Raw genomic sequence first — 23,768 nt, 5'->3', positions numbered from 1 at the left:
CCTGTCCGCCGTGCCGGACCGCGCCGAGCCGGAGCTCTGCCCGCAGTGCCGCACGCCCCGTGCGGCCGTGGTGACCTTGGCCTTCTCCAGGGTGTCGAAGGAGCCCTTCTCCAGGTCGGCGGGGGCGAGCTTCTGGCCGACGACGTGGTACGTGAGGATCTTCGTCAGCTGGGCCTTGTCGGCCAGGACCTTGTCCAGCGTCGCCTTCGGGATCTTGGCGAAGGCGTCGTTGGTGGGCGCGAACACGGTGATGTTCTGCGCGTTGTTGAGCGTGTCGACCAGGCCGGCCTTCTTGACCGCGGCGACCAGGGTGGACAGAGCCGGGTTGTTGGAGGCGGCGGTGGCGACCGGGTCCTTGGCCATGCCGTCGAAGGAACCCGCACCGCTCTTCGGGACGCCCGAACAGGCCGTACCGAAGGGTTGGTCGGACATCGTCGCGCCGGCGCCGGCCATGTCGTCGTCGGGGGCGGATGCGGACGCGGATGCCTTGCTGGAGGTGTCGGACTTCGCGGAGTCGGAGTCGCTGCCGTTGTCGCCGCAGGCGCTGAGCGCGAACGGGAGGACGGCCGCGGCGGCGAGGACGACGGCGGTACGGCGGATACGTGTGTTCATGGCGTTTCTCCTGTTGATCGAGGGTTGATCGAGCGTGGGTTGAGGGTTGCTCGGGGCAGCCTGAGCTGCCCTCACATGGGGGTTGGGGAAGGCGGCTCGGGGGTCAGTCGACGGTGACGACCACGGAGTGCCAGCCGCTCGCGCCGTCGGGGATGGTGTGCGCGCGTTTCTCCGTCTGGAGCTCGCCGGTCCGGTCGGTGGCGCGCACGGTGAGGGTGTGGCCGCCCTTGGTGGCCTGCCAGGGCAGGGACCACTGGCGCCAGGTGTCGCGGGTGTCCTCGGCGGCGAGGCGGGCCCGCTGCCAGGGGCCGTCGTCCACGCGGACCTCGACCTTGTCGATGCCGCGGTGCTGGGCCCAGGCGACCCCGGCGACCATGACGGTGCCGGTCCTGGGCCGGGCGAACGGCTTCGGGGTGTCGATGCGCGACTCGGTCTTGATCGGCGCCTTCCGCGCCCAGCCGCGCTTGACCCAGTAGGGGTCGTAGGAGTCGAACGTGGTGAGCTCGATGTCCTTGATCCACTTGCAGGCGGAGACGAAGCCGTACAGGCCGGGCACCACCATGCGGACCGGGAAGCCGTGCGCGAAGGGCAGCGGTTCGCCGTTCATGCCGATGGCGAGCAGCGCGTCACGGCCGTCCAGGACGTCCTCGACCGGGCTCCCGATCGTCATGCCGTCCACCGAGCGGGCCACCAACTGGTCGGCCGGACCGCCCTCGGAGGGTCGCCGCACGCCGCACTCGGCCAGCAGATCCGCCAGGCGTACGCCGATCCAGCGGGCGTTGCCGACGTACGGGCCGCCGACCCCGTTCGACACGCAGGTGAGCGTGATGTCCCGCTCGATCAGTTCGCGCCGCAGCAGATCGTCGAAGGAGAGCGTGAGCGGACGGCGTACGCCCGTGCCGTGGATGCGCAGCCGCCAGGTCGTGGCATCGACCTTGGGGACCACCAGGGCGGTGTCGACGCGGTAGAAATCGCCGTTCGGTGTGGTGAAGGGACTGACCCCGGGGATCCGCAGCTGAGCGCCCTTGGGTACGGCGGGGGCGGCGGATGCGGGGCGGGGCAGCGTGAGGTTGTTGCGTGAGGCGACCGCGTCCCGGCCGCTCGAACCGTTCAGGGTCCGGCCCAGCGCGCCCGCCCCGGCGGAGGCTGCCGCGGCCGCGGTCGCCGCGAGCACGAAGCCACGGCGGTCCCAGCCGGTGCCGGGAGGTGGAGTCTCGTCCATGCCGGCGGCGGATTCGGACGCGGGGTCCCGGCGGACCAGGCGGCCCACCAGGACGTAGAGCACCGCCGCTCCCACCAAGGCGCCCGTCACGGAGGGCAGCGCGTCGGCGAGGCCGGTCGAATCCGGGCGGCTGGTTGCCGCGACCGCTCCGACGGCCCCGAAAAGCAGGACACCGGCGGCCCCGACGCGCCGAAATCGCAGGGCGACACATCCCAGGAACAGCGCGAAAAGAGCCAGTACCGCGAGAATTCCGAGCTGGAGAAACAGCTTGTCATTGGTGCCGAAATGCCGGATCGCCCAGTCCTTCACGGCCGCCGGTGTCCGGTCGATCGCCGCGCCTCCGACCGCCACGACCGGACCGGCCTGCGGTCGTACGGCCGCCGACACCAGCTCAGCGACGGCGAGCGAGGCGAACCCGGCCAGCACACCGCTGACCGCGCCAAGGGAGAGGCGCGTCCAGCCGAGGCGCTGTCGAATGTGCTGCTCGTGGTCGGTCACGGTGGGAATCCGGTTCGGAAAGCCCGATGGATTGGTCGATCTCCCGATCGAGCGAACCTTTTTTCCGGACCAATCCGCGCCTCCTCCGGCTACGGATAAAGGCGGCCTCGGATTCGACTCGCTTGACTGAGCGAGCGGAAACCCGGATTTCGCTCAGGAAATCGAGGCGGTGCTTCTGCCGGTCGAGGGGCATGAGTACGGTGCCCGCTTCAAAAAGTGGTGCGTCAGTGGTGCGTCACAGGCACGGCGCAGCGGTGTCCAACCCTTCAGAGACCGGACGAGAGGAGCCGCCCAGTGGCGGGCGCCCACACACAGACCGCACCACCGGACACCGGGGGCGAGACGGACGACGCCCTGCTGGCGGTCCGGGCCGCGGAAGGGGACGAGGACGCCTTCGCCGTGCTCGTCCAGCGCCACGCGCCGATGCTGATCCGGCTGGCCACCCGCCTGCTGGACACCCGTCCCGAGGCCGAGGACGCCGTGCAGGACGCCTTCCTCAGCGCCTGGCGGAGACTGCCGGAGTTCCACGGGCACTCCTCCTTCGGCACGTGGATGTACCGCATCGTCACCAACCGCTGTCTGAACGTGCTGCGGGCCCGCAGACCCGTGGCACCGCTGGACGCGGCAGCCGACCTGCCCGCGGCCGAGCACGCCACCTCTCCGGCCCGGATCACCGAGGGCCGAGACGCGGTCCGTGAACTGCGCGAGGCCCTCGATCTGTTGTCCGCCGAACAGCGCGCCTGTTGGGTGTTGAGAGAATTGGACGGCCAGTCCTACGAACACATCGCGGAGGTGGTCGGCATCAGCCAAGACGCCGTCCGCGCCCGCGTCTTCCGCGCACGCCGCTGCCTGACACAAGCAATGGGGGCCTGGCGATGACCGCCCACACCGACCCGACCGACCACGGACCCGGCAGCGAGGACGAGCGGCTGGCCTGCGGACGGCTGCTCTCCCAGGTCTGGGACGACTGGGAGCGGCAGACGGACGACCCGCACCTGCTGACCTGCCCGCACTGCCAAGAAGCCGTACAGGATCTCGACCAGTTGGAAACGGCCGTACGAGATCTGCGCGACGACTCCGCGGAGCCGTCCGCCTCCGAGGTGACCTCGCTGACGCGGCGGGTCATGGACGTCGTACGCCTCGAACTGCGCCCCGGCCGGCCGTTGCCGCTTGGGGAGCCCGGCGAGGATCTCTGGATCATGGAAGCGGTCGCTGCTCGAAGCCTGCGCGCCGCGGCCGAGAGCGTGCCCGGCGTCCGGGCGGGCTCCTGCCGGCTGCTGCCCGTGGTCGAAGGCGGCACTGTCGAGGTCGGTGCGGTGGTCGAGGTCCGCCTCGACATCCACGCCCCGGTCGACGCCTACCTCCCCGAGCTCGCCGAGCAGGTGCGCGGACGGGTGCGGGACGCGGCGGACCGTGAGCTGGGCATGCCCACAGCGGCCGTGGACATCCGTGTCACCGACCTCCTCGACACCCCGGCCGACAGCCAGGAAGGCCGTGCCCGATGACCCAGCACACCGCACACGCCACGCTCGCCGAGGAGATCGCCCGGGCCGTCGAGGCCGTCCCGGGTGTGGCCTTTCTCCGGCCGGGGCTCACCGGGAGGCTTCGCTCCACCCTGTCCCGGACGGACGGGAGCACGCGGTCCGCGCCGCCGTCCGGGGTGCGGGTGAGCAGGCCCGACGGCGCGGAGGTATGGCGCGTCGAGATCCGCCTGGTCGCACTCCGGCACGTGCGCAGCGTGGACGTCGCCCGCGCCGCCCGGAGCACCGTCGAGGAACGCGTGGCGCAGCTGTTCCCCGCGGACACGACGTCGGCGCAGGTCACCGTGACCGTCACCGGCCTGGTCTGACCTCGCCGCCGGGCGGGGCGGTATCTCGACGAGGTACCGCCCCGGCGTCCTGCCCGGATGTGAACCGACCTCCCGCCCGGATCGCAACCGACGTCCTGCCCGGATCTGAACCGACCTCCCGCCCGGATCTCAAGAAGATCCGCCCCCGGCCAATCCGCGCCCTCCCCGGCCTCGGATTACGCGCGAGATCAGAGTTCGCGACCGGGAGGAGAACCGATGTCACGCGCGCCGGGGAGCGGGCCGCACGGGCGGCAGGAAGCGGTCCGGGGAGGCGTGTCGCGCGGGCGGCAGGAAGCGGCCGAGGGAGGTGCGCCGCGCGGGCCGCAGGAGGCGGCCGCGGATGATGCGGAGCGCAGGCTGCAGGGGGCGACCGGCGATGGTGCGGAGCGCGGGCTGCTGAAGGCGGCCGGGAATGGCACGGCGCGAGGGCTGCAGCGGGCGGCCAGGGATGCGGAGCGCGGCCCGCAAGATGCAGCCGGGATTGCTGCGGAGCACGCGCGGCGGCGTACGGCCGTCGTGGGCTCCGGCGTGGCCGGGCTGACCGCCGCGTATGTGCTGAGCCGCGTCCACCACGTCACCTTGTACGAGGCCGACGACCGGCTCGGCGGGCATGCCCACACCCACGAACTGACGGGCACCGACGGGGTGTCCCGCCGCGTCGACTCGGGCTTCATCGTGCACAACCGCCGCACCTACCCGCACCTGCTGCGCCTCTTCGACGAACTCGGCGTCGCCACGCAGGAGTCGGAGATGAGCATGTCGGTGCGGTGCGAGGGGTGCGGCCTGGAGTACGCCGGAGCGCGCGGACTCGCCGGCCTGTTCGCCTCGCCGCGCACCGCACTGCGCGGCGCCTATCTGCGCATGCTCACCGAGGTGCCCCGCTTCCACCGCGCGGCGCGCCGCACCCTGGCACGCGAGCCCGAAAGCACCCTCACCCTGGGCGAGTTCCTCGACCGGGAGGGCTGTTCCGCCTATTTCCGCGCCCACTTCATGACCCCGCTCGTGTCGGCGGTGTGGTCCTGCGACGCCGTCACCGCCCAGCGCTACCCGGCCGTCTACCTGTTCCGCTTCCTGGAGCACCACGGAATGCTCGCGGTGACCGGCGCACCGACCTGGCGCACCGTCACCGGCGGCTCACGTTCGTACGTCGACCGCGTCGCCGAGCGCCTGGACTCGGTGCGCCTCGCAGCCCCGGTCCGCGCTCTTCGCCGTACGTCCGACGGCGTCGAGGTCGTCACGCACGACGGCACCACACGGTCGTACGACTCCGTGGTCGTCGCCACCCACCCGGACCAGGCGCTCCAACTGCTCGCGGACGCCACCCCGTTGGAGAAAGAGGTCCTCGGCGCCTTCCGCTACTCCCGCAACACCACGCTCCTGCACACCGACCCGGGCCTGCTGCCCCGAGCCCGGGGCGCCCGTGCCTCGTGGAACTACCTCATGCCGACCTGCGCCGCCGACTCCGGTCAGGTGCGGGTCAGTTACGACATGAACCGGCTCCAGTGCCTCGACGCACCCGAGAGATACGTCGTCACGTTGAACGGCGAGGACCGGGTGGACCCGCGGCGGGTGCTGGCGCGGATGACGTACGAACACCCCGTCTACACGCCGGAGTCGGTCGCCGCACAGCGACGGCTGCATGAGCTGAACAGCGCCGTGACCGTCTATGCCGGCGCCTACCACGGCTGGGGTTTCCACGAGGACGGCTGCCGTTCCGGAGCCATGGCCGCCGCGGCCCTGGGGGTGCGCTGGTGACGGTTGAACCGGCCCTCTATCGCTGCGCGGTCAGTCACGTACGGACCTCGCCCGTCCGGCACGCGGTGCGCCATCGCACGTACATGTGGCTGATCGACCCCGACCATCCACCCGAACTCCCGCGCGTGCTGTGGCCGTTGGCGCGCTTCGATCCGCGCGACCACTTCCGCGGGGATCACGTGTCCGTCCGTGCCGGGCTTGACGCCTTCCTCGCCGCGCACGGTGTGGACCTGGCGGGCGGGCCGGTCGTGATGCTGACCCATGCGCGAGTGTTCGGGTACGTGTTCAATCCGTTGACCCTCTACTGGTGCCACGACCGCGACGGCTCCCCGCGCTGCGTGGTCGCCGAGGTCCACAACACCTACGGCGAGCGGCACAGCTATCTGCTGTTCCCGGACGAGACCGGATCGGCGCGCGTCGACAAGGAGTTCTACGTCTCGCCGTTCTTCCCCGTCGACGGCCGCTACCGCATGCGGCTGCCAGGTCCCCGTGAACAGCTCGATGTCACCGTGCAGTTGGAGCGCGCGGGTGGACGGCCCTTCACCGCGACCGTCCGGGGCACGCGCCACGACGTCACCCCCGGCGCACTGCTGCGGCTGGCCCTGCGCCACCCGTGGTCGACCCTCGCGGTGTCCGCCGCCATCCGCCTCCACGGCATCCGTCTCTACCTGCGCCGACTGCCCGTCCAACCCCGTCCCGCCCACCATGACCCGGAGAACGCAGCATGAGGACCGCCGAATCCCGTTCCACCGCACGGCAGTTGGCCCCGCCGTCCCCGACCGCCGGTGTCGATGCCGTGCGCTGGCCCGACGTGGCCGCACCCGCGAAGGCCTCGGCCGTCACCACCACCGTCACCGCGACCGTACTGCGCCGCACCTTCGAACGCCTGCCGCTGCGCGTGCGGTTCGCCGACGGCACCACGGCAGGCCTGGGCGGTCCGGTGCTGGACATCCACGACTCGAAGGCGTTCCACCGCCGTATCGGCGGACAGGGACTGATCGGCTTCGGTGAGTCCTACATGGCGGGGGAGTGGGACGCCCCCGACCTGGTGGCCGTTCTGACCGTGCTCGCCGCCAACGCGGCCGAGCTGATCCCGGCCCCGCTCCAACGACTGCGCGGGCTATGGGCGTTGCGCCGACCGCACGCCCAGCGCAACACACCCGACGGCGCCCGCGCCAACATCAGCCGCCACTACGACCTGTCCAACGACCTCTTCGCCCTCTTCCTCGACGACACCCTCACCTACTCCGCCGCCCTCTTCCGTGCTCTCCCCGCCGACCGGTCCCTGCTCGCCGCCGCCCAACACCGCAAGATCGACCGCCTGTTGGACCTTGCCGACGTCGGCGAGGGCACCCGACTCCTGGAGATCGGCACCGGATGGGGCGAGCTCGCCCTCCGCGCCGCCGCGCGCGGGGCCCGCGTCACCTCGCTCACCCTCTCCCACGAACAGCGCGAACTCGCCCTGCGGCGAGTCGCCGAGGCCGGCCTCTCCGACCGCGTCCGCATCGACCTGTGCGACTACCGCGAGGCCGGCGGCACGTACGACGCCGTCGTCAGCGTGGAGATGGTCGAGGCGGTCGGCGCCGAATACTGGCCCGAGTACTTCCGCACCCTCGACGCCCGTCTGGCACCCGGAGGCCGCGCGGTCCTCCAGGCCATCACCATGCCGCACGAGCGGATGCTGGCCAGCAGGAACACCTTCACCTGGATCCAGAAGTACATCTTCCCCGGCGGTCTGCTGCCCTCGGTCGAGGCGGTGGCCGAGACCGTGCGCGACCACACGGACCTGCGGATCGCCCGCAGGGACGGCTACGGCGCGCACTACGCCGAGACCCTGCGACTGTGGCGCGAACGCTTCACCGAACGCGCCGACGAGGTCGCGGCCCTCGGCTTCGACGAGGTCTTCCGCCGCATGTGGACCCTCTACCTCGCCTACTCCGAAGCGGGCTTCCGCGCCGGATACCTCGACGTTCAGCAGTACCTGCTCACCAAGGAGAACCTCGCAGGGCTGGACCGGCTGTGAGCGGCCTCGACTGGAGTGCCTTCGCGGCCAATCTCGGTTGGGCCGCGGCGGCCTCGCTCGCGGTCATGCTGGTCACGTTCGCGGTCGCCGTACGCCGTGGTGTGCATCGGATCGTCGACGTCGCCTGGGGAGTCGCCTTCACCGCGGTCGCCGTGGTGAGTTGCGTGGCCTCGGCGGGCAGCGGGGATCCGGGTCGCCGGTACCTGGTCACCGTACTGACGGCGCTGTGGGGACTGCGGCTGGCGCTGCACATCGCCCGGCGGGGGCGCGGGCACGGGGAGGACCCGCGTTACGAGCAGCTGTTGGGCAAGGCTCCGGGCAGCCGGAACCTGTACGCGCTGCGCATGGTCTATCTCCTCCAGGGCGCGTTGGTGTGGCTGGTGTCGTTGCCGGTCCAGGCCGCGCAGTACGTGTCCGGTCCGGTGACGGGGTTCGCCGTGGCCGGTGCGGTCCTGGTGGTGTTCGGGGTGGGCTTCGAAGCCGTCGGGGACGCCCAACTCGCCTGGTTCAAAAGGGATTCGGCCCACCGTGGCCGGATCATGGACGCGGGGCTGTGGAGTTGGACCCGGCACCCCAACTACTTCGGTGACTTCTGCGTCTGGTGGGGGCTGTATCTGATCGCCTGCGATTCGGCCGGGGCCGCCGTCGCGACGGTCGTGTCGCCGCTGGTGATGAGCTATCTGCTCATCTGGGGCAGCGGGAAGCGCCTGTTGGAGCGGCACATGGCCGAACGCCCGGGATTCGCCGAGTACATGGCCCGTACCAGCGGCTTCTTTCCGCGGCCGCCCAAATGACGCCTGGTCCCGCCGAGGGGACGGGACCAGGTCTTCTCACGCCGGTCGTCGTGCTGTTCCTCAAGTGGGGAATGCCAGCAGGGCGACCGGCGTGGTCGTGGGCTGCTTCGAGCCGCCCGCGGGTTCGACGGTGACGCCCATGCCGGAGGCTCCGTCCACGGAACCCCGCATGAGGACGGCCTGGTCGCTGCGGCCGGGGTCCATCAGACCGGCGGACCGCATGGTGCCGCCGTCGTCGAACCACAGTTGGTACACCTTGCCGGCGGCCGGATGCGCCATCTTGGAGACGACGAACACGGCCTTGTCCTGATCGCGGGAGACCACGACACTTCCGGTCGCGCCGCCACCCAGCGCCGCGGCCCGGGTCCTGGCGTCGGGCGCGGCCAGTACGGCGGCGATCTCGTCCGTGCGCTGTTCGGCCCGGCGCGCCTGGTTCGAGGCGTCCTCTGCCCGTTGGTGCTGCCACACCGCCGTTCCGCCGAGCGCGGCGGCTCCGGCGAGGCATGCGGCCAGCGCCCACCTGGACAGCAGCCGTGCGCTCAGGACCGTACGGACGGAACGGGCCGGTGCCGGTCCGCCGGGGGATTCCTGCCGGACGCCGGTGATCCTCTGCAGCACCTCCTGGCGCATCTCCCGGCGGGGCGCGGCGGAGACGGCGAGGCCGAGGCGGGCCGCGGTGGCGGTCAGTTCGGCGGTCTCCTGGGTGCACGGTTCGCAGTCCGTGAGGTGTCGCTCGAAGGCTTCGCGTTCGTCGTCGGGCAGGGCGTGCAGGGCGTAGGCGCCGGTCATCCGGTGCAGATCGGCGGTGATCACGCGGTCACCCCCAGGCAGTCGCGCAGCCGGATGAGACCGTCGCGCAGTCGGGTCTTGACGGTGCCCAGCGGAACCGCGAGGGCTTCCGCGACCTGGCGGTAGGTGAGCCCGCGGTAGTAGGCGAGGGTGACGGACTGCCGCTGGATCTCGGTCAGCGTGCGCAGACAGCGGCGCACCTGCTCCCGCTCCAGCCGGGCCTCCACCTGCTCGGTCACCTCGTCGTACTCGGGCGTCCGGTCCAGCAGCGCGGCCTTGTGGTCCCTGGCGGCCGCGGCCTCCACCGAGCGGACCCGGTCGACGGCGCGGCGGTGGGCGAGGGTGAGGATCCAGTTGATGGCCGTCCCGCGGTCCTGACGGTAGCGCGGAGCGGTGCGCCACACCTCCACGAGGACCTCCTGGGTCACCTCCTCGGACTGTGCCTGATCGCGCAGCACGGCCCGTACGACACCGAGGACCGGGCTCGCGACGGTGTCGTACACAGAAGCGAACGCCCGTTCGTCTCCCAGTGCCACGCGGCCCACCAGCTCCTGCAGATCCGGCTCCGTCGATGGATTTCTGCCGATATGCACGGCTTCTTTCACGGGGGTCCTCCGTGGTAGAGACATTTCCGGGCGTAATCCGAAGCCGCGGAGCCCGCGGATTGGCCATGCGGTGATGAAATCGCAGGTGGCGCCGGACGGCGCGGGCAGAGGGGCGGAGAACGGACAATACGTCCCACGATCGGCCAAGCCGTCGCCCGCGCGGTGACGAATCACCGATGGGGCCGGTGATCCCGGCGACGCGAGCACAGGGCGACGAGGAGCACAGATGGCAGGGCACGAGCACGCATCCGTCGGCGAGGCGGCGGGAGCGTCCGCGCCGGCGCTGGTGACGCGCCGCGTCCCGCCCGCGCCCCGGGCCGCGGTGCTGTTCCTGCACGGCGGCAAGGAGGACAGCCGCGCGCCCTCGCGCCCCTGGCACCCGGCGGCCGTACGGATGCGGCCCTTCCTGCGGGCGGTCGCCGCGGCGGCACCCGACGACGTGCTGCTCGGTGAGGTCCGCTATCGCGTGCGCGGCTGGAACGGCGCCGACGCCGATCCCCTGCACGACACCCGGCGCGCGCTGGCGGAGCTCTCCCGAGACCACGGCGACCTCCCGACCGTTCTCGTGGGCCACTCGATGGGCGGCCGGGCGGCCCTGCGAGCCGCGGCCGCGCCCCAGGTGCGTGCCGTCCTGGCCCTGGCGCCGTGGTGCCCCGACGGCGAGCCGGTGGCCCACCTGCTGGACAAGGACGTCGTCGTCCTCCACGGCGACCGCGACCGGGTCACCGACCCCCGGGCATCGGAGTCCTTCGTGAAACGCGCCCGCGCGCAGGCCGCCCGCGCCGATGTCGTCCTGATGCCGGGCGGCGACCACGCCATGCTCCGCCACAGCGGCGACTGGCACCGCAGAGCCGCCTCGGCCGTCGTCGCCTTCCTGGCGGCCGGCGATGCCGTCTGAACCGCACCCCGCCTGCGCGCATCGGCGTTCTCAGTGGCGGCCGTGCGCGCTGTCGGAGGCCCCGCCGAAGAGCCGGGCGAGGGCGCGGAAGGGCAGGGTGACGACGGTGGCGATCGCGCCGCCGATCGAGCGCAGTACGTCGGCTATGGCCTTGAACATGGAGAGTCCCATCTTTGGATCTTCGAATTTTTCGCGAATGGGTCAGGATCCGACGAGGGCCTTGTCGATCGCGTCGAGGAAGGCGTCGAGGTCCTTGGGTGTGCGGGAGGTGACCAGGGTGAAGTCGCCCGAGGTGTCGCTGACCACGGGTTCGTCGACCCAGGACGCGGCTCCGGCGTTGCGGATGTCGGTGCGCAGCGAGGCGTAGGAGGTCAGGGTCCTGCCCCGGACGACGTCGGCTTCCACCAGGGCCCAGGGGCCGTGGCAGATGGCGGCGATCGGGCGTCCCGACGTGGCGAACGCCTTCACGATCGTGAGGGCCTTGTCCTCCAGGCGGAGCTGGTCGGCGTTGAGGGTGCCGCCGGGGAGCAGCAGGAGCTGGTGATCGCCGGGATCCACCACGTCGAAGGTGGCATCCGGTCGCACGGTCTCGCCGGGGTCCTTGTCTCCCACCAGCGTCTGCACCGGGTCCGCTGTCGCGGCGGCGACGGTGACGTCCGCGCCGTCCTGCCGCAGTCGCCTGAGCGGGACCAGCAGTTCGTCCTGCTCGACCCCGTAGTTGGTGACGAGCGCCAGTACGCGGTGGCCGTTGAGGGGCTTGTCAGCCATGATGGTGCGCCTTTCTTCGCGGATCGTCGTGGGGACGTGTCTCCCCACCCCCGAGTGCTCAGAACTGCGCGAGTCATTACTCCGGGCTCGGTTCGCCGGGTGGATCGAGAAGGAGGCCGGCCACGCTCCTGCCCCGGCCTCACGACATCCGGCAGGGAGGCGGCGCTCGACCTCCCCAGGCGTTGCGCCGCTCCCCACCAACGCAGTCCAGGTGCCCGCGGAATCTCGTCCTACGCCCGCTCGGCCCGGCGGGCACGCGACAAGGTCGGCGCCGGGGTCGACGGTCAGGTAGTCGGGGGGCGCCAGGCGGTTTCGGCGGCCTGGGCGGTGGGGTGGGTGGTGAAGACCTGGTCCAGGCCGACGTTGCGGAAGATGCGGCTCACGCGTTCGGGGACCGCGGCCAGCGCGATGGCCGCGTCGGCCGCCAGGGCGTGATTGCGGGCGGCGATCAGCATGGTGATGCCGGTGGAGTCGCAGAACCTGATGCCTGCGAGGTCGAGGACGAGCTGCTGGCCCGGACGCAGGTCGAGTTCGGCCAGCGCGGCGCGGACCTCGGGCGCGGTGTGATGGTCCAGGTCCCCGGTCAGTTCGATGACCGCCCCGGCGGTGGTGGCGCGGGTGAGGAGAGTCAGGTCCTCGGTCACTGCTGCTCCTGACTGGTGGAGTGGGGCACGTGGACGGCCAGGACTGCGGTGTCGTCGTCCACGCCGGTGCCGAAGGTGTCGAGCAGGCCGCGGACCGCGTCCGTGGTGTCCGACGCGGTGGTGGGGGCCAGGGCGCGGCAGAAGTCGAGGAGCGCTTCGTCGCCGTACCGGTCCTCGCCGTCCGTGGCGGTGTGGGCCTCGGTCAATCCGTCGGTGTGCAGGAGCAGGGTGTCGCCGGGGGCGAGCCGCACGGTGGTGGTGGCGATGTGGGCGTCGGGCAGGACACCGATCAACTGTCCACCGGGGGTGGGCAGTTGATCGGCGGTGCCGTCCGCCCGCATCAGCAGGGCCGGCGGATGTCCGCCGCTGGCCAGCGTGATGCGGAAACCGTCCCCGTCAGGGGTGAGGAGGCCGAAGACGACCGTGCAGAAGCGTGGGTCGTTCCCGTTGTACTCGTGGTTCAGGACCGTGTTGAGGTTGGCCAGGACGGTGGCCGGGTCGGGGTCGTAGACCGCGGCGGCCCGCAGCGTGTAGCGGGCCAGGGAGGTGAGGGCCGCGGCGGCTGCGCCCTTGCCGCAGACATCGCCGAGGAAGAGACCCCAGGTGCCGTCGGCGAGGGGGAACAGGTCGTAGAAGTCGCCGCCCACCTCGTCGACGGACGCGATGTGGTAGTACGCGGCCACGTCCAGGCCCGGAACATTCGCCAGCGTGGGCGGCAGCAGCGTCTTCTGCAGGGTGGCGTTGAGGCGCTTGAGACGGTCGCGCTCCAGGTCGGCTTCCTTGCGGGCGCGCAGCAGTTCGGTCTCGTAGGCGCGGCGCTCGCGGGCGTCGAAGAGGGTGGTGCGGATCAGGAGCGGCTGTCCGTCGCTGCCCGTCTTGACCGTCGAGGTGACCAGGACCGGCAGCCGCGAGCCGTCGGCGGCCTTGAGTTCGAGGGCGATGCCGCTGACCTCGCCCTGCATCATGAGCAGCGGGGCGTAGTGGGTCTCGTGGTAGAGCCGGCCGCCGACGGTCAGCAGGTCGGAGAAGTGCCTGCGGCCCACCAGGTCGTCGCGTTCGTGGCCGAGCCAGTCCAGCAGGGTGGCGTTGACCTTCGCGATCCGGCCGTCCAGCAGCGTGGAGAGATAGCCGCAGGGCGCGTGTTCGTACAGGTCCTCGGCGCTGTCCTCCAGGAGCGCGGAGAACTGCGCCTGTTCGTCCCGCGGTCCGCGGTGTTCGCTCGGGCTGCCCTCTTCCGCGTCGCTGGTCCCGCCCATCACCCGCCCGCTCCGGCGAACGCGGCGATCGCCGCGGCGGTCTCCTCCGGAGCGGCGAGCTGGGGGCAGTGTCCCGTCGCGTTCAGCGTGACCAGCCGGCTGCCCGGAATCTGCGCGTGCACGAACGCGCCCACCTCGGGCGGCGCGATCGCGTCGCGGGAGCACTGGGCGACCAGCGTGGGCACGCTCACCCGGGCCAGGTCCCGGCGGTTGTCGGACAGGAACGTCACCCGGGCGAAGACCCGGGCGATCTCCGGGTCGGTACGGCAGAAGCTGTTGGTCAGCTCCTCACCCAGCTCTGGCCGCTCCGGGTTGCCCATGATCACCGGAGCCATGGCGCCCGACCAGCCCAGATAGTTGGCGTCCAGCGACTCCAGCAGCTCGTCGATGTCCTCGGCGCTGAACCCGCCCCGGTAACCGGTGTCCGGGTCGTCCACGAAACACGGTGAGGGAGCCAGCAGCACCAGACCGGCGAACGCCGCGGGCTCCCGCGCGGCGGCCAGCACGCCCATCATCGCGCTCACCGAATGCCCCACGAACGTGACCGGACCGAGGGCGAGTTCGCGGCACAGCTCCAGCACGTCGTCGGCGTACCCGTCCAACGTCGAATAGCGCTCCCGGGTCCACGCCGTCGGGTCCGACTTCCCCGACCCCACGTGGTCGAAGAGGACCACGGTGAAGTCCTTCTCCAGCGTCGGTACGACCAGCCGCCACATGTTCTGGTCGCATCCGAAGCCGTGCGCCAGCATCACCACCGGCCCGCCGACCGCGCCGGTCACGGTCACATGGTTCCTGCCGCGCACATCCATGCGGCACATCCTCGCAGACGGCTCGGATCAGCCTTCGGGCGTCGGCTCCGGCGAGGGCTCGCTCAGCTCCTCGCGCACGTAGTTCCACACCACCGCGATGAGCGCCGCGATCGGTACGGCGAGCAGGCTGCCCACGATGCCGGCCAGACTGCCGCCCAGCGTCACCGCCAGCAGGATCACGGCCGCGTGCAGGCCGAGCCCACGACTCTGGATCATGGGCTGGAACACGTTCCCCTCCAACTGCTGCACGACGACGATGATCGCCAGCACGATCAGCGCGTCCGTCAGACCGTTGGAGACCAACGCGATGAGGACCGCGACGAAACCCGCGAACAGGGCGCCGATGATCGGCACGAACGCGGAGACGAACGTGAGCACCGCCAACGGCAGCACCAGCGGCACCCCCACGATCCACAGCCCGAGGCCGATCAGTACGGCGTCGAGCAGACCGACGGCCGCCTGGGACCGGACGAAGGAGCCCAGGGTGGTCCAGCCGCGCGACGCCACGGTGGGGATGTCGGTGGCGAGCCGGCCGGGCAGCTGACGGGCGAGCCACGGCAGGAAGCGCGGGCCGTCCTTGAGGAAGAAGAACATCAGGAAGAGCGCGAGTACGGCGGTGACCAGGCCGTTGACGACGGTGCTCACGCCCGTGATCACCGTGGTGACCATGCTGCCGACGCCGTCCTGGGCCTTGGCGACCGCGCTGTCGATGGCCTTGGTGATCTCGTCGTCGCCGATGTTCAGCGGGGGCCCGGACGCCCACTCGCGCACCTTCTGGATGCCGTCGACCACGCCGTCGGTCAGCTCACCGGACTGGGACGCCACCGGCACGGCGATCAGCGCCGCGACGCCGACCGCGACCAGGAGGAACAGCACGGTCACGGCCGATGCGGCGAGCGCGGGCTTCCATCCGTGGCGTCGCAGGAAACGGGCCAGGGGCCAGGTCAGGGTCGTCAGCAGCAGACCGACGACGAGCGGCCACACCACCGACCACATCTGGCCCAGCAGCCACAGAGTGACTGCGAGCATCGCGAATATCAGCAGCAACTCCGCGGAAAAGCGCGCCGATGTGCGGAGCGCGGCACGGGCCTTCGTGGAACTCATGGTGGCAGTCACGGTCGAACCCTATGGGCAGGGCTGTCGGCGGCGGGATCTGGGCCGTGGCGTGCCTACGGCAGCAGGGGTACGGGCGGGAACTCGTGGTGCTCCCAGAGCCGTCGCGAGTTCTCCTCGGGGTAGGCCGAGACGGTGGGCGGTGCGCCGAACACCTGGGTGAGGCGGTGTTCGGGGTCGAACGCGGGCCAGCCCGGGTCGCCGGTGGCGGCGAAGGCGGTCCATGCCTTCCGGAAGCGGGCGGAGAGGTCGAGGGCTTCGGCCGTCGGCCGGGCGCCCAGCATCTGGCCGAAGCCGGTGGTGAAGTCGCCGAACAGCAGCGGGAGATCCATCCCGTGGCAGGCGCCGAAGGGGAAGTCGGCGCCTTGCGGGGGCCAGGTCAACTCGTAGACGTAGGCCTGCCCGCCGCCCCTCGCCTGGCTCTCGGCCAGCCGGAGCGAGGGCATGCGGAACAGCCAGTCGGAGCGGACCAGCACCCAGAGCTCCTCGGCGGAGGCGTTCGGGAAGGCGGAGCGGTAGGCGCTCTCGGCGTCCGGGTCGGGACCGTAGACGGCGAAGGCGCGGGAGATCTCCTCCTTGTCGATCGCGCCCGGCTGCGGCGGCAGGAACAACCGGTACTCGTCCCGCGTGTGCCCGGCGATCAGGTCGATGCCGCGTCCCGCACCGCCGGCGAGGGCCTGCCACGGCGTGGTGGGCAGTACCTCGCCGTCCACGACCGGGCCGAACAGGCTGGGGTGGTCGGCCAGTTGACCCCACCGGCCGACGCGCTCGCGCTGGCCGGCGGTCGCCGCCTCGCCGGTCATCGCGAGGTCGTTCGGCTCGACTGTGGAGAGATCGGCCGCCGTGGGACGTAGACCGCGCTCGGCGGCGATGACCGCGGAGACGTCGGCCGCCAACTCCGGTGAGAGGAAAGGGCCTCCGACGCTCTGCGCGATCGCCCTGCGGAACAACCCGGCCGCCGAGGGCATCGCCAGCAGCGCGGCCACCGAACCGGCACCGGCCGATTCGCCGAAGACCGTGACCTGATCGGGGTCGCCACCGAACGCGGCGATGTTCTCGCGCACCCACTCCAGCGCGGCCACCTGGTCGAGGAGACCGCGGTTGGCCGGGGCGCCCTCGATCGTGGCGAAGCCTTCGACGCCGAGCCGGTAGTTGCAGCTGACCACCACCAACTCGCCTTCCCGGGCGATCCGTTGGGCGTCATAGGCGCTGTCGCCGCTGGAGCCCAGTTTGTAGGCACCGCCATGAAGCCACACCATCACCGGGCGCAGCGCCGCGCGGTCCGGGGCCGGTGTCCACACGTTGAGCGTCAGCCAGTCGCTGCCCGTCGACTGCGGTGGCAGGGCGTCTCCCTGGTCCCGGAAAACGGCGTAGTCCTGCGGTGCGCAGGAACCGAACGCGAACGCCTCCCGCACTCCGTCCCAGCGGGGCACCCGCCGTGGCGCCGCGAATCGCGCCTCGCCCACGGGAGGCGCGGCGAACGGGATGCCGCGGAAGACGGCGAGGCCGTGCTCCCGACGGCCCAGTACACGTCCGGCAGTGGTGCGCGCTTCGGCTGCGACGGCGGACTGCTTGGCTTCTTCGGCTGTCATCGACGACTACCTCTGGTGGTGAGCGGGAGATCCGTCCCCCGAGTGTGCGGCCAGGTCAGGAGGGGTGCGCGCTGCCGGATGGCGGGAAAGACCCGCCATCCGGCTAGCCGTCTCCGCGCTGATCCGGCCGCACACTCGCAGGACGGTTCTCCCCCCGGACAGGCAGGTGTGCGATGAAGTACGAAGCCGCTTTCGACGTGCGGATCCCCATGCGGGACGGCACGGAGCTGTCGACGAACATCTGGCGAGCGGAGACGGACGAGCCGATGCCCGTGCTGCTCACGCGTACTCCCTATGACAAGGAGAAGGTGGGCCTGGGGACCGCCCTGATGCCGAGTCTGAACGTCATGCTGCGGGGTGGTTACGCGGTCGTCGTCCAGGACTGCCGGGGCACCTACGGTTCGGACGGCGTCTTCGTGCCGCACGTGGACGACGCCTCGGACGCCGCCGACACGGTGGCCTGGCTGGCGGAGCAGGAGTGGTGCGACGGCAACGTGGGCATGTTCGGGGCCTCCTATCTGGGCATGGTGCAGTTGCTGGCCGCCTCGTCCAAGGCCCCGGCGCTCAAGGCGATCGCGCCGATGATGGCGTCGGGCGACCTGTACGCGACGCCCTGGCGTTCCCGGGGCGGGGCGCTGTCTCTGGACACCGTGCTCGGCTGGGCCACCCTGATGGCGCTGGGCGAGGCGCAGCGGGGTCTCGCGCAGGGGCGCGCCGACGTCGAGGACGTCACCGCCCTCGCGGCGCGCGTGGCGGCGGATCGCTCGCTGCGCAACGACTCGACTCCGGTGGCCGACCAGCCGCTGATCTCCGCCCACCTGCCCTGGATGGTCGACGTCGCGATCGGTCGTCCCGACCGGGATCAGGCCTGGCGGGACCTGTCGGCGCTGGAGCAGGTCGGCTCGCTCACGACGCCCGCGCTGCACATCGGTGGGTGGTACGACCTGTTCATCGGGGAGACGCTGCGTGACTTCGGGGAGATGAAGGCGGAGGCCGGCACGGCGGAGGCGCGGGAGGGGCAGCGGCTGATCGTCGGACCGTGGTGCCATTCGCTCGTCGGGTTCGCCGGCTTCTTTCCCGACCGTGACTTCGGAATGGCGGCGAGCATGGACGCGGCGGCGCTGGGCGAGCGGCAGATCGCCTTCTTCGACCGCTGGCTGAAGGGACAACAGGACGCTCTGGAGGGCCAGTTGCCGGTGCGGCTGTTCGTGATGGGCATCGACCAGTGGCGGGACGAACCGGACTGGCCGCTGCCCGACACCGACTACCGGGCCTACTACCTGGAGGGCGACGGCCCGGCGAACAGCGCGGCCGGCGCGGGGCGGCTGTCGACGGCCGAACCGACCGGCGACTTCGTCGACACCTACCTCTACGACCCGCGTCGACCGGTGCCCTCGCTCGGCGGCACCCTCATGAGCCTCGTGGGGTACGACGGTCCCGCCGACCAGCGCCCGCTGCACGACCGGGACGACGTGCTGGTCTTCACCACCGAGGTGCTGGAGGAGCCGGTGGAGGTGACGGGACCGGTGTCGGCGCGGCTGTTCGTGAGCTCGTCGGCCGTCGACACGGACTTCACCGCGAAGCTGATCGACGTGCACCCGGACGGGCGGGCCATCATCCTGTGCGACGGCATCCTGCGCATGCGCTACCGGGAGGGGCTGGACGCGCCGCGGCCGATGACGCCCGGAGAGGTGTACGAGATCGAGGTCGATCTCATCGCCACGGCCAATGTCTTTTTGGCCGGGCACCGGATCACGGTAGAGGTCTCCAGCTCCAACTTCCCCCGCTACGACCGGAATTCCAACACCGGCGGAGTCATCGCACAGGAGCACCTCGCCGACATGACGACCGCGGTCAACCGGATCCACCGCGGGTCCGAGTACCCCAGCCGGATCGTCCTGCCGGTCGTCCAGCGCTAGGGGGCGGCCGGGTGCAGCAGCAACCGCCTGGCGGCCAGGGCCAGTTGCACCCGCAGCCGGCCTTCGGGATCGTGCACCGGGAACCCCAGGGACTGCTCGATCACGGTCAGTCGGCCCTTGAGCGTCGAGTGGTGGACGTACAGGGCCGCCGCCGCGAGCCGCAGGCTGGTGTGCGAGGTGAACTCGACCAGGGTGCGCAGCACCCACGGGGCGGAGCGGCCGGCCTTCTCCAGGGCGTGGACGTCGGCCGGCGGTGAGGTGGGGTCGAGGGCGTCGGCGAGCAGGGCCAGGGTGCCGAGTTCCTCGAAGACGACGACGCGGGGGCCCGGGTCCTCGTCGGTGTCCTCGGCGGCGAAGCGCAGTGCGGTCCGGGCGCGGTCCCTGGACCGGGGGAGTTCCAGCACCGGAACGGCCGGTCCGACACCCGTCCGCCCGAGACGCTCCCAGCGTCGCGCCCGGGCGGCACGGTCCCCGTCGCTCTTGGTCGCGGCCACGATCTGTCCGGCGCCGTCGGTCCACGCCACCACCCGAAGGTCGGCCCCCTCGGGCAGATGCAGCAGCCGCGCCGCGTGCAGCCGATCGGCCTCACTGGCGGCGCCGTCCAGCAGCACCTCGACCGCGGCCGGGTCGTCCGAGAACGGGCCCGCACTCCTCCCGGCCGCGTTGCGCGTGCGATGGAGCACCTCACGGGCGGCGAACGCGGCCCGGTCGAGCACCATCGCCTCGATCAGCGAGTGCCGGCCGACCCGCTCCAGCCAGAGCGCCGGCCGGCCACCCGGCACGAGGGGCGCGCCGACCCAGCGCGGATCGATGGGTCCGCCGTCGCGCTCGACCCGACCGTCGAGGTCGGCGCGGAGGGCGACGGCGAACCGTTCGTCGATGAGCCGGGCCGGTGAGCCGGTCAGTGTCGCCGCCGCGGACAGGATGGGCCCCAACCCCGCGTGCCCTTCGACGAGTTCGTCGAACCGGGTGATGACCCTGATGGCAGCGCCCGCCTCCGGGTCGAGGGCGTCCAGTTTGGCGACTACGTGGTGCATGACCGCCTCGTTCCGTCTCGATCCGTCAGCGCAGGTGGGCGCGGAAGAAGGAGCCGATCGTGTCGAGGCTCAGCGCCGGGCCCGTACTGGTCCCAGTCTTCCCGCACCCCTTGGAGGTCTGCACCGTCTGCGGCGGGTAGGGCTCGGAGAGGCCGCCGGTGAAGGGGAAGAAGTGACCCTCGCCGTGCAGGGTGTGCAGGGTGACGTCGGCGCACACGTTCTTCAGCGCCGAGTACAGCAGTTGGCTCTGTTCGAGCGGGATCAGGGTGTCCGCGTCTCCGTGCCCGATGAGGAACGCCGGGAGCTTGCGGGCCGATGACACGTACGTGAGCGGGCTGGCCTGCTTCAGCTGCTTGGCGGTGCAGGAGGCCAGGCCGTCCGGGCAGCCGAGGTAGGCGGCGCCCGTGTTCTCGAGGGCCGGGTAGCCGGCGGCCTTGGTGAAGTCGGTGGGTCCGGACAGGTCCACGACGGCGTCGACGCAGCTGGAGGGTCCGGTCGTACCGATGCTGCCTTCCAGGGAACGGACGCCACAGCTGGCGCCGACCACGGAGACGATCTGGCCCCCGGCGGATCCGCCCATGAGACCGACTTCCCCGTTGAGTCCGTAGTCGGACTTGTTGGCCCGCAGGTACCGGATCGCGGACTTGACCTCCTGGACCTGCGTGGGGGACTTGGCGCTGCCGCTCAGCGTGTAGTTGACGGAGGCGACCGCGAAGCCGTGCGAGAGCAGGGAGTCCCACTCGGGAATGGTCTTCAGCTCGGCCTTGTCGCCGCCGCCCCAGCCACCGCCGTGCACGTAGACGACCACGGGCATCGATTTGCGGGCGCCCTCGGGGACGTACAGGTCGAGGATCTGGCTCTGCGCCGAGGCGTACGACACGTTCGAGTAAGTGGTGTAGCCGGAGTCGGCGGCAGCGGCGGAGGGGGAGTCGGCGGCACCGGCGATCGTGGGGCTTGCGACCACACCGAGACAGGCCGACGCCAACGCCAAGGTGGTGACCAGACGGCGTCTCATTCGGTGTCGTAAACGCGATGTCGGAGCGACTGACATGGGTGGACTCCTTTGTCCTCGGTCACGGAACGTCCCGTCCACAGTGGAAGTGGAGGACTCTTCTCCAGGAGTATTGACGTTTTTTTACGATGGCGACAAGGCCGCGATGAGAAGTCACAGGTTCGGGCACTTGCCGTGCACGACGGCAAACGAGGTCTACGGAAAATGAGGTGTGCGGAACTCGCGCCGCTGACAGGCTGCGCCGGTGAATCGCGAAGAGATGTCCAAGATCGCCCATGGCCGCCACCCGATCAAATCCCCGCTCGACGACGACTCCGTACGTCGGCTGCTGGCGCGCGGCGCTCCGCGTGGCGACGAGCGTGTGCTCGACCTCGGCTGCGGCGGTGGGGAGTGGCTCCTGCGCGCCCTGGCCATGGGCCCGCGCCTGCACGCCGAGGGCGTCGACATCTCCAAGGACGCTCTGGCGCAGGCCCGCCGGGCGGCGAGCGATCGCGGTGTCGAGGAGCGCCTCGTCCTCCACCACCAGGAGGCCGCGGGCTTCACCTCCCCGCAGCCGTTCGACCTCGTGCTCAGCGTCGGCGCCGCGCATGCCTTCGGCGGTCTGCTCCCCACGCTCGCGGCGGCCCGCAAGCACCTCGCTCCCGGCGGCCGCGTCCTGATCGGTGACGGATTCTGGGAACGCGAACCATCCCCGGAAGCCATCGAGATGCTCGGGGACTTCGCCGACCTCGCGACCACCGTGGACCGGGTCGTCGCCGACGGCTGGACCCCTGTCGACGGCCACGTCAGCACGCGCCGCGAGCTGGACGACTACGAGTGGGCGTGCTGGGGGACGCTGGCCGAATGGGCCCTGGATCATGCCGCTGACCCGGAGAGCGCGGACGTCCTGGCGACCGCCGGCATCCGCCGCTCCGAATGGCTGCGCGGCTACCGGGACTCCTTCGGCTTTGTCTCGCTGATCCTGCGCCGGACGTCCGACTGAGGGACCGGGCCGCGTGCCCGGCCTCTCAGGTCGAGACACCGGCCCCGTCCCGGCCGGTGGGTCGTCACCGCGTGCCGGTCAGCCGGCTCGGCCGGTAGTCGGTGAAGGCCGCGCCGTCGAGGCCCAACTCGTCGGCACTGCGCTGGAGTTCGCCCGCGGTGGCGGAGTCGCCCCAACGCCCGCTGTCCAGGCGGTGCTCCACGGCGTGCAGGCCGGCGACCACCTCGGCGGTGGTGAAGTTGCAGTGGCTCGGCCGTGCGACGTAGGCCTGACGCAGCAGTGCGGAGTCGCCGGCCCTGTGCACCCGCCCGGCGAAGGCCGACTCCTGCTCTACGGGGACCAGTTGATCGGCGGTGTTGTGGATGTCCAGCAGCGGCACGGCCAGGCCCTGTCCGGCGGTGGAGGTCCGCTTCAGATGCGCCACCGCGGCCGGGTCGGCGGTGATGTCGGCGCCCTGGGTGAGCTGGTTCAGGTCGGCCCGCAGGTCGAGTCCGGCGTCGCGGTAGAGCGCCTCGACCTGCTCGGCGTGCGCGGACGCGCGCAGCAACTCGGCGTAGTCGACACCCTTGTTCCACGAGGTGTTGCCGCCCGCGGACTGCTCCACCGACCAGCGCGCCGGAACGATGAAGCTGAGCAGGCCCTGCGCGAGCCACGCGTACTGCTGCTGCTCCTGACCCGCGAAGTCGTCCTGCGCGGGCGGGAGTTGGCCGGGTGCCCAGTCGGCCAGATTGAGGAAGGCGGCGGCGAGGGCGATCCGGGCGCGTCCGGCCGCGGTCTGCTGCGCTGCTACGACCGCCTGCGTGAGCCGGGCGGCGAGCGCGGCGCCGTCGGCCTGGCTGTCCAGGTTCACGAGCTGGTCGGCGACGGCCGGGTCGAAGAACGTGGCGAGGGTGTACTCGGCGTCCAGTTGGTAGTTGTCCAGGTCGACGCCGCCCGCGACCAGCCCGCAGAGGCCGAGCGCGCCGTCGATGCGTCCCGCGCCGTCCCGGGCGAGCTGTGCGTTGACCAGGCCGCCCATGGACTGGCCCACCGAGATCACCCGGCTCGGGGCGCCGACCTGGCGGCGGAAGGCGTCGAGCGCCGCGAACTGGTCCCGCTCGGCCGAATCCAGCGCCCACATCGAGCCGTTCGGATCGTACGAGGAGCCGGCGAGGGCGTATCCGCCGTCGAGCAGGGCCTGTTGCACGGCGGGCGAGGGCGCGTCCGCGGCAGTGGTCGGGCCGAAGCCGTGACTGAACAGCAGCAGGGTGCCGTTCCATTGCGCGGGCTTGTCCGCGATCCAGGTGGCGCCGTCGGACAACGTGCCGGTGAAGTGCTCGGTTGTGGCGGCCTGCGCGGCGGTCGCCGGTCCGAGAAGGCCGGTCGCGAGAACGGTCGCGCAGGCGGCGGCGAGGAGAGAAAGACGGGGGCGCGAACGGGGGCGGGTACCGGGGCGAGGGTGGGGGTGGGGACGGGGCATGGTGGCGGCTCCGCGGGGCGAGGGGGGACCGAGGTGGGGGGCGTGCTTGAGGAGCGCTGCGAATGTAGGTCTCGTTTTTCATGGCCGTCAATAGACTGACCAATAACGACGCGGACGCGTGAGCGTACGGAC

Annotated in this window: 25 protein-coding genes; 10 read left to right on the top strand and 15 right to left on the bottom strand. The window is 71.4% G+C overall.

Going from position 1 to position 23,768, the window contains the following annotated elements; translation table 11 throughout:
- Window positions 1-612 (bottom strand): fasciclin domain-containing protein (locus ACWDR3_RS25530; RefSeq protein ID WP_450354881.1); only part of this gene is annotated, 612 nt, incomplete at its 3' end.
- Window positions 613-715: 103 nt separating this feature from the next.
- Entirely contained in the window at window positions 716-2,332 is a 1,617-nt protein-coding gene (locus ACWDR3_RS25525) for a molybdopterin-dependent oxidoreductase (protein WP_450354880.1), read from the bottom strand.
- Window positions 2,333-2,626: 294 nt separating this feature from the next.
- On the opposite strand from ACWDR3_RS25525, the gene ACWDR3_RS25520 reads away from it, so the two are divergent.
- Genes ACWDR3_RS25520 through ACWDR3_RS25510 form a run of 3 tightly spaced genes read left to right on the top strand, consistent with a single transcriptional unit; the run spans window position 2,627 to window position 4,181 of the window.
- Window positions 2,627-3,211 (top strand): RNA polymerase sigma factor, encoded by a 585-nt coding sequence (locus ACWDR3_RS25520; protein ID WP_450354879.1) that lies wholly within the window; start codon window positions 2,627-2,629, stop codon window positions 3,209-3,211.
- On the top strand, window positions 3,208-3,837 hold the full coding sequence (locus tag ACWDR3_RS25515) for an Asp23/Gls24 family envelope stress response protein (RefSeq protein WP_450354878.1): 630 nt from the start codon (window positions 3,208-3,210) through the stop codon (window positions 3,835-3,837). The genes ACWDR3_RS25520 and ACWDR3_RS25515 overlap by 4 nt, the downstream gene beginning before the upstream one ends.
- Window positions 3,834-4,181, top strand: coding sequence for a hypothetical protein (locus tag ACWDR3_RS25510; RefSeq protein WP_450354876.1), 348 nt, complete (start codon window positions 3,834-3,836; stop codon window positions 4,179-4,181). Before ACWDR3_RS25515 ends, ACWDR3_RS25510 begins: the two co-directional genes overlap by 4 nt.
- 219 nt (window positions 4,182-4,400) lie before the next feature.
- On the opposite strand, the gene ACWDR3_RS25505 is transcribed toward ACWDR3_RS25510, so the two are convergent.
- Window positions 4,401-4,676, bottom strand: coding sequence for a hypothetical protein (locus tag ACWDR3_RS25505; RefSeq protein ID WP_450354889.1), 276 nt, complete (start codon window positions 4,674-4,676; stop codon window positions 4,401-4,403).
- Between ACWDR3_RS25505 and ACWDR3_RS25500 the strand changes: the two genes are divergently transcribed.
- Genes ACWDR3_RS25500 through ACWDR3_RS25485 form a run of 4 tightly spaced genes read left to right on the top strand, consistent with a single transcriptional unit; the run spans window position 4,662 to window position 8,753 of the window.
- Window positions 4,662-5,936, top strand: coding sequence for an NAD(P)/FAD-dependent oxidoreductase (locus tag ACWDR3_RS25500; RefSeq protein ID WP_450354888.1), 1,275 nt, complete (start codon window positions 4,662-4,664; stop codon window positions 5,934-5,936). The two genes, ACWDR3_RS25505 and ACWDR3_RS25500, sit on opposite strands and share 15 nt — an antisense overlap.
- Window positions 5,933-6,664 (top strand): DUF1365 domain-containing protein, encoded by a 732-nt coding sequence (locus ACWDR3_RS25495; protein ID WP_450354875.1) that lies wholly within the window; start codon window positions 5,933-5,935, stop codon window positions 6,662-6,664. Before ACWDR3_RS25500 ends, ACWDR3_RS25495 begins: the two co-directional genes overlap by 4 nt.
- Window positions 6,661-7,959 (top strand): class I SAM-dependent methyltransferase, encoded by a 1,299-nt coding sequence (locus tag ACWDR3_RS25490; RefSeq protein WP_450354873.1) that lies wholly within the window; start codon window positions 6,661-6,663, stop codon window positions 7,957-7,959. Before ACWDR3_RS25495 ends, ACWDR3_RS25490 begins: the two co-directional genes overlap by 4 nt.
- The gene (locus ACWDR3_RS25485; RefSeq protein WP_450354871.1) at window positions 7,956-8,753 is read left to right on the top strand and encodes a DUF1295 domain-containing protein; all 798 of its coding nucleotides are present in this window, start codon (window positions 7,956-7,958) and stop codon (window positions 8,751-8,753) included. Before ACWDR3_RS25490 ends, ACWDR3_RS25485 begins: the two co-directional genes overlap by 4 nt.
- A 60-nt stretch (window positions 8,754-8,813) precedes the next feature.
- On the opposite strand, the gene ACWDR3_RS25480 is transcribed toward ACWDR3_RS25485, so the two are convergent.
- The gene (locus ACWDR3_RS25480; protein ID WP_450354869.1) at window positions 8,814-9,566 is read right to left on the bottom strand and encodes an anti-sigma factor; all 753 of its coding nucleotides are present in this window, start codon (window positions 9,564-9,566) and stop codon (window positions 8,814-8,816) included.
- The gene (locus ACWDR3_RS25475) at window positions 9,563-10,147 is read right to left on the bottom strand and encodes a sigma-70 family RNA polymerase sigma factor (RefSeq protein ID WP_450354868.1); all 585 of its coding nucleotides are present in this window, start codon (window positions 10,145-10,147) and stop codon (window positions 9,563-9,565) included. Before ACWDR3_RS25475 ends, ACWDR3_RS25480 begins: the two co-directional genes overlap by 4 nt.
- 226 nt (window positions 10,148-10,373) lie before the next feature.
- Between ACWDR3_RS25475 and ACWDR3_RS25470 the strand changes: the two genes are divergently transcribed.
- The gene (locus tag ACWDR3_RS25470) at window positions 10,374-11,045 is read left to right on the top strand and encodes an alpha/beta hydrolase (RefSeq protein WP_450354867.1); all 672 of its coding nucleotides are present in this window, start codon (window positions 10,374-10,376) and stop codon (window positions 11,043-11,045) included.
- 30 nt (window positions 11,046-11,075) lie between these two features.
- Here ACWDR3_RS25470 and ACWDR3_RS25465 read toward each other — a convergent pair whose 3' ends face one another.
- The 7 genes from ACWDR3_RS25465 to ACWDR3_RS25435 form a co-directional block, all read right to left on the bottom strand.
- Complete coding sequence (locus ACWDR3_RS25465) at window positions 11,076-11,204, bottom strand: LPFR motif small protein (RefSeq protein WP_401726555.1); 129 nt, start codon at window positions 11,202-11,204, stop codon at window positions 11,076-11,078.
- A 42-nt stretch (window positions 11,205-11,246) separates the two neighbouring features.
- Entirely contained in the window at window positions 11,247-11,813 is a 567-nt protein-coding gene (locus tag ACWDR3_RS25460) for a type 1 glutamine amidotransferase domain-containing protein (RefSeq protein ID WP_450354866.1), read from the bottom strand.
- Between the two features lie 284 nt (window positions 11,814-12,097).
- Entirely contained in the window at window positions 12,098-12,457 is a 360-nt protein-coding gene (locus ACWDR3_RS25455; protein ID WP_450354865.1) for an STAS domain-containing protein, read from the bottom strand.
- Window positions 12,454-13,713: a PP2C family protein-serine/threonine phosphatase gene (locus ACWDR3_RS25450; RefSeq protein ID WP_450354864.1), complete on the bottom strand. Its 1,260-nt coding sequence runs from the start codon at window positions 13,711-13,713 to the stop codon at window positions 12,454-12,456. Before ACWDR3_RS25450 ends, ACWDR3_RS25455 begins: the two co-directional genes overlap by 4 nt.
- Complete coding sequence (locus ACWDR3_RS25445; protein ID WP_450354863.1) at window positions 13,713-14,522, bottom strand: alpha/beta fold hydrolase; 810 nt, start codon at window positions 14,520-14,522, stop codon at window positions 13,713-13,715. The genes ACWDR3_RS25450 and ACWDR3_RS25445 overlap by 1 nt, the downstream gene beginning before the upstream one ends.
- 27 nt (window positions 14,523-14,549) lie before the next feature.
- A complete protein-coding gene (locus tag ACWDR3_RS25440) occupies window positions 14,550-15,626 on the bottom strand; it encodes an AI-2E family transporter (protein WP_450354887.1) in 1,077 nt (358 codons plus the stop codon).
- A 65-nt stretch (window positions 15,627-15,691) separates the two neighbouring features.
- Window positions 15,692-17,227 carry a carboxylesterase/lipase family protein gene (locus tag ACWDR3_RS25435; protein ID WP_450354862.1) on the bottom strand — a complete coding sequence of 512 codons (1,536 nt, stop codon included), beginning with the start codon at window positions 17,225-17,227 and terminating at the stop codon, window positions 15,692-15,694.
- 173 nt (window positions 17,228-17,400) lie between these two features.
- Between ACWDR3_RS25435 and ACWDR3_RS25430 the strand changes: the two genes are divergently transcribed.
- Window positions 17,401-19,146 carry a CocE/NonD family hydrolase gene (locus tag ACWDR3_RS25430; protein WP_450354861.1) on the top strand — a complete coding sequence of 582 codons (1,746 nt, stop codon included), beginning with the start codon at window positions 17,401-17,403 and terminating at the stop codon, window positions 19,144-19,146.
- Here ACWDR3_RS25430 and ACWDR3_RS25425 read toward each other — a convergent pair.
- Window positions 19,143-20,183, bottom strand: a complete 1,041-nt coding sequence (locus ACWDR3_RS25425) for a helix-turn-helix domain-containing protein (protein WP_450354860.1) — start codon at window positions 20,181-20,183, stop codon at window positions 19,143-19,145. The genes ACWDR3_RS25430 and ACWDR3_RS25425 overlap by 4 nt on opposite strands.
- A 25-nt stretch (window positions 20,184-20,208) precedes the next feature.
- Window positions 20,209-21,198 carry an alpha/beta hydrolase fold domain-containing protein gene (locus ACWDR3_RS25420; protein WP_450354858.1) on the bottom strand — a complete coding sequence of 330 codons (990 nt, stop codon included), beginning with the start codon at window positions 21,196-21,198 and terminating at the stop codon, window positions 20,209-20,211.
- 241 nt (window positions 21,199-21,439) lie between these two features.
- Here ACWDR3_RS25420 and ACWDR3_RS25415 point away from each other — a divergent pair, with 241 nt between their 5' ends.
- Entirely contained in the window at window positions 21,440-22,177 is a 738-nt protein-coding gene (locus tag ACWDR3_RS25415) for an SAM-dependent methyltransferase (RefSeq protein WP_450354857.1), read from the top strand.
- Window positions 22,178-22,241: 64 nt separating this feature from the next.
- Here the strand turns inward: ACWDR3_RS25415 and ACWDR3_RS25410 are convergent, their stop codons facing one another.
- Window positions 22,242-23,636: an alpha/beta hydrolase gene (locus ACWDR3_RS25410; protein ID WP_450354856.1), complete on the bottom strand. Its 1,395-nt coding sequence runs from the start codon at window positions 23,634-23,636 to the stop codon at window positions 22,242-22,244.
- Window positions 23,637-23,768: the final 132 nt, after the last annotated feature.

The sequence above is a fragment of the Streptomyces sp. NPDC001002 genome, from assembly GCF_053599215.1.
The sequence above is the reverse complement of the archived record's forward strand: the minus strand, read 5'-3'. Positions and strand labels throughout refer to the sequence as shown.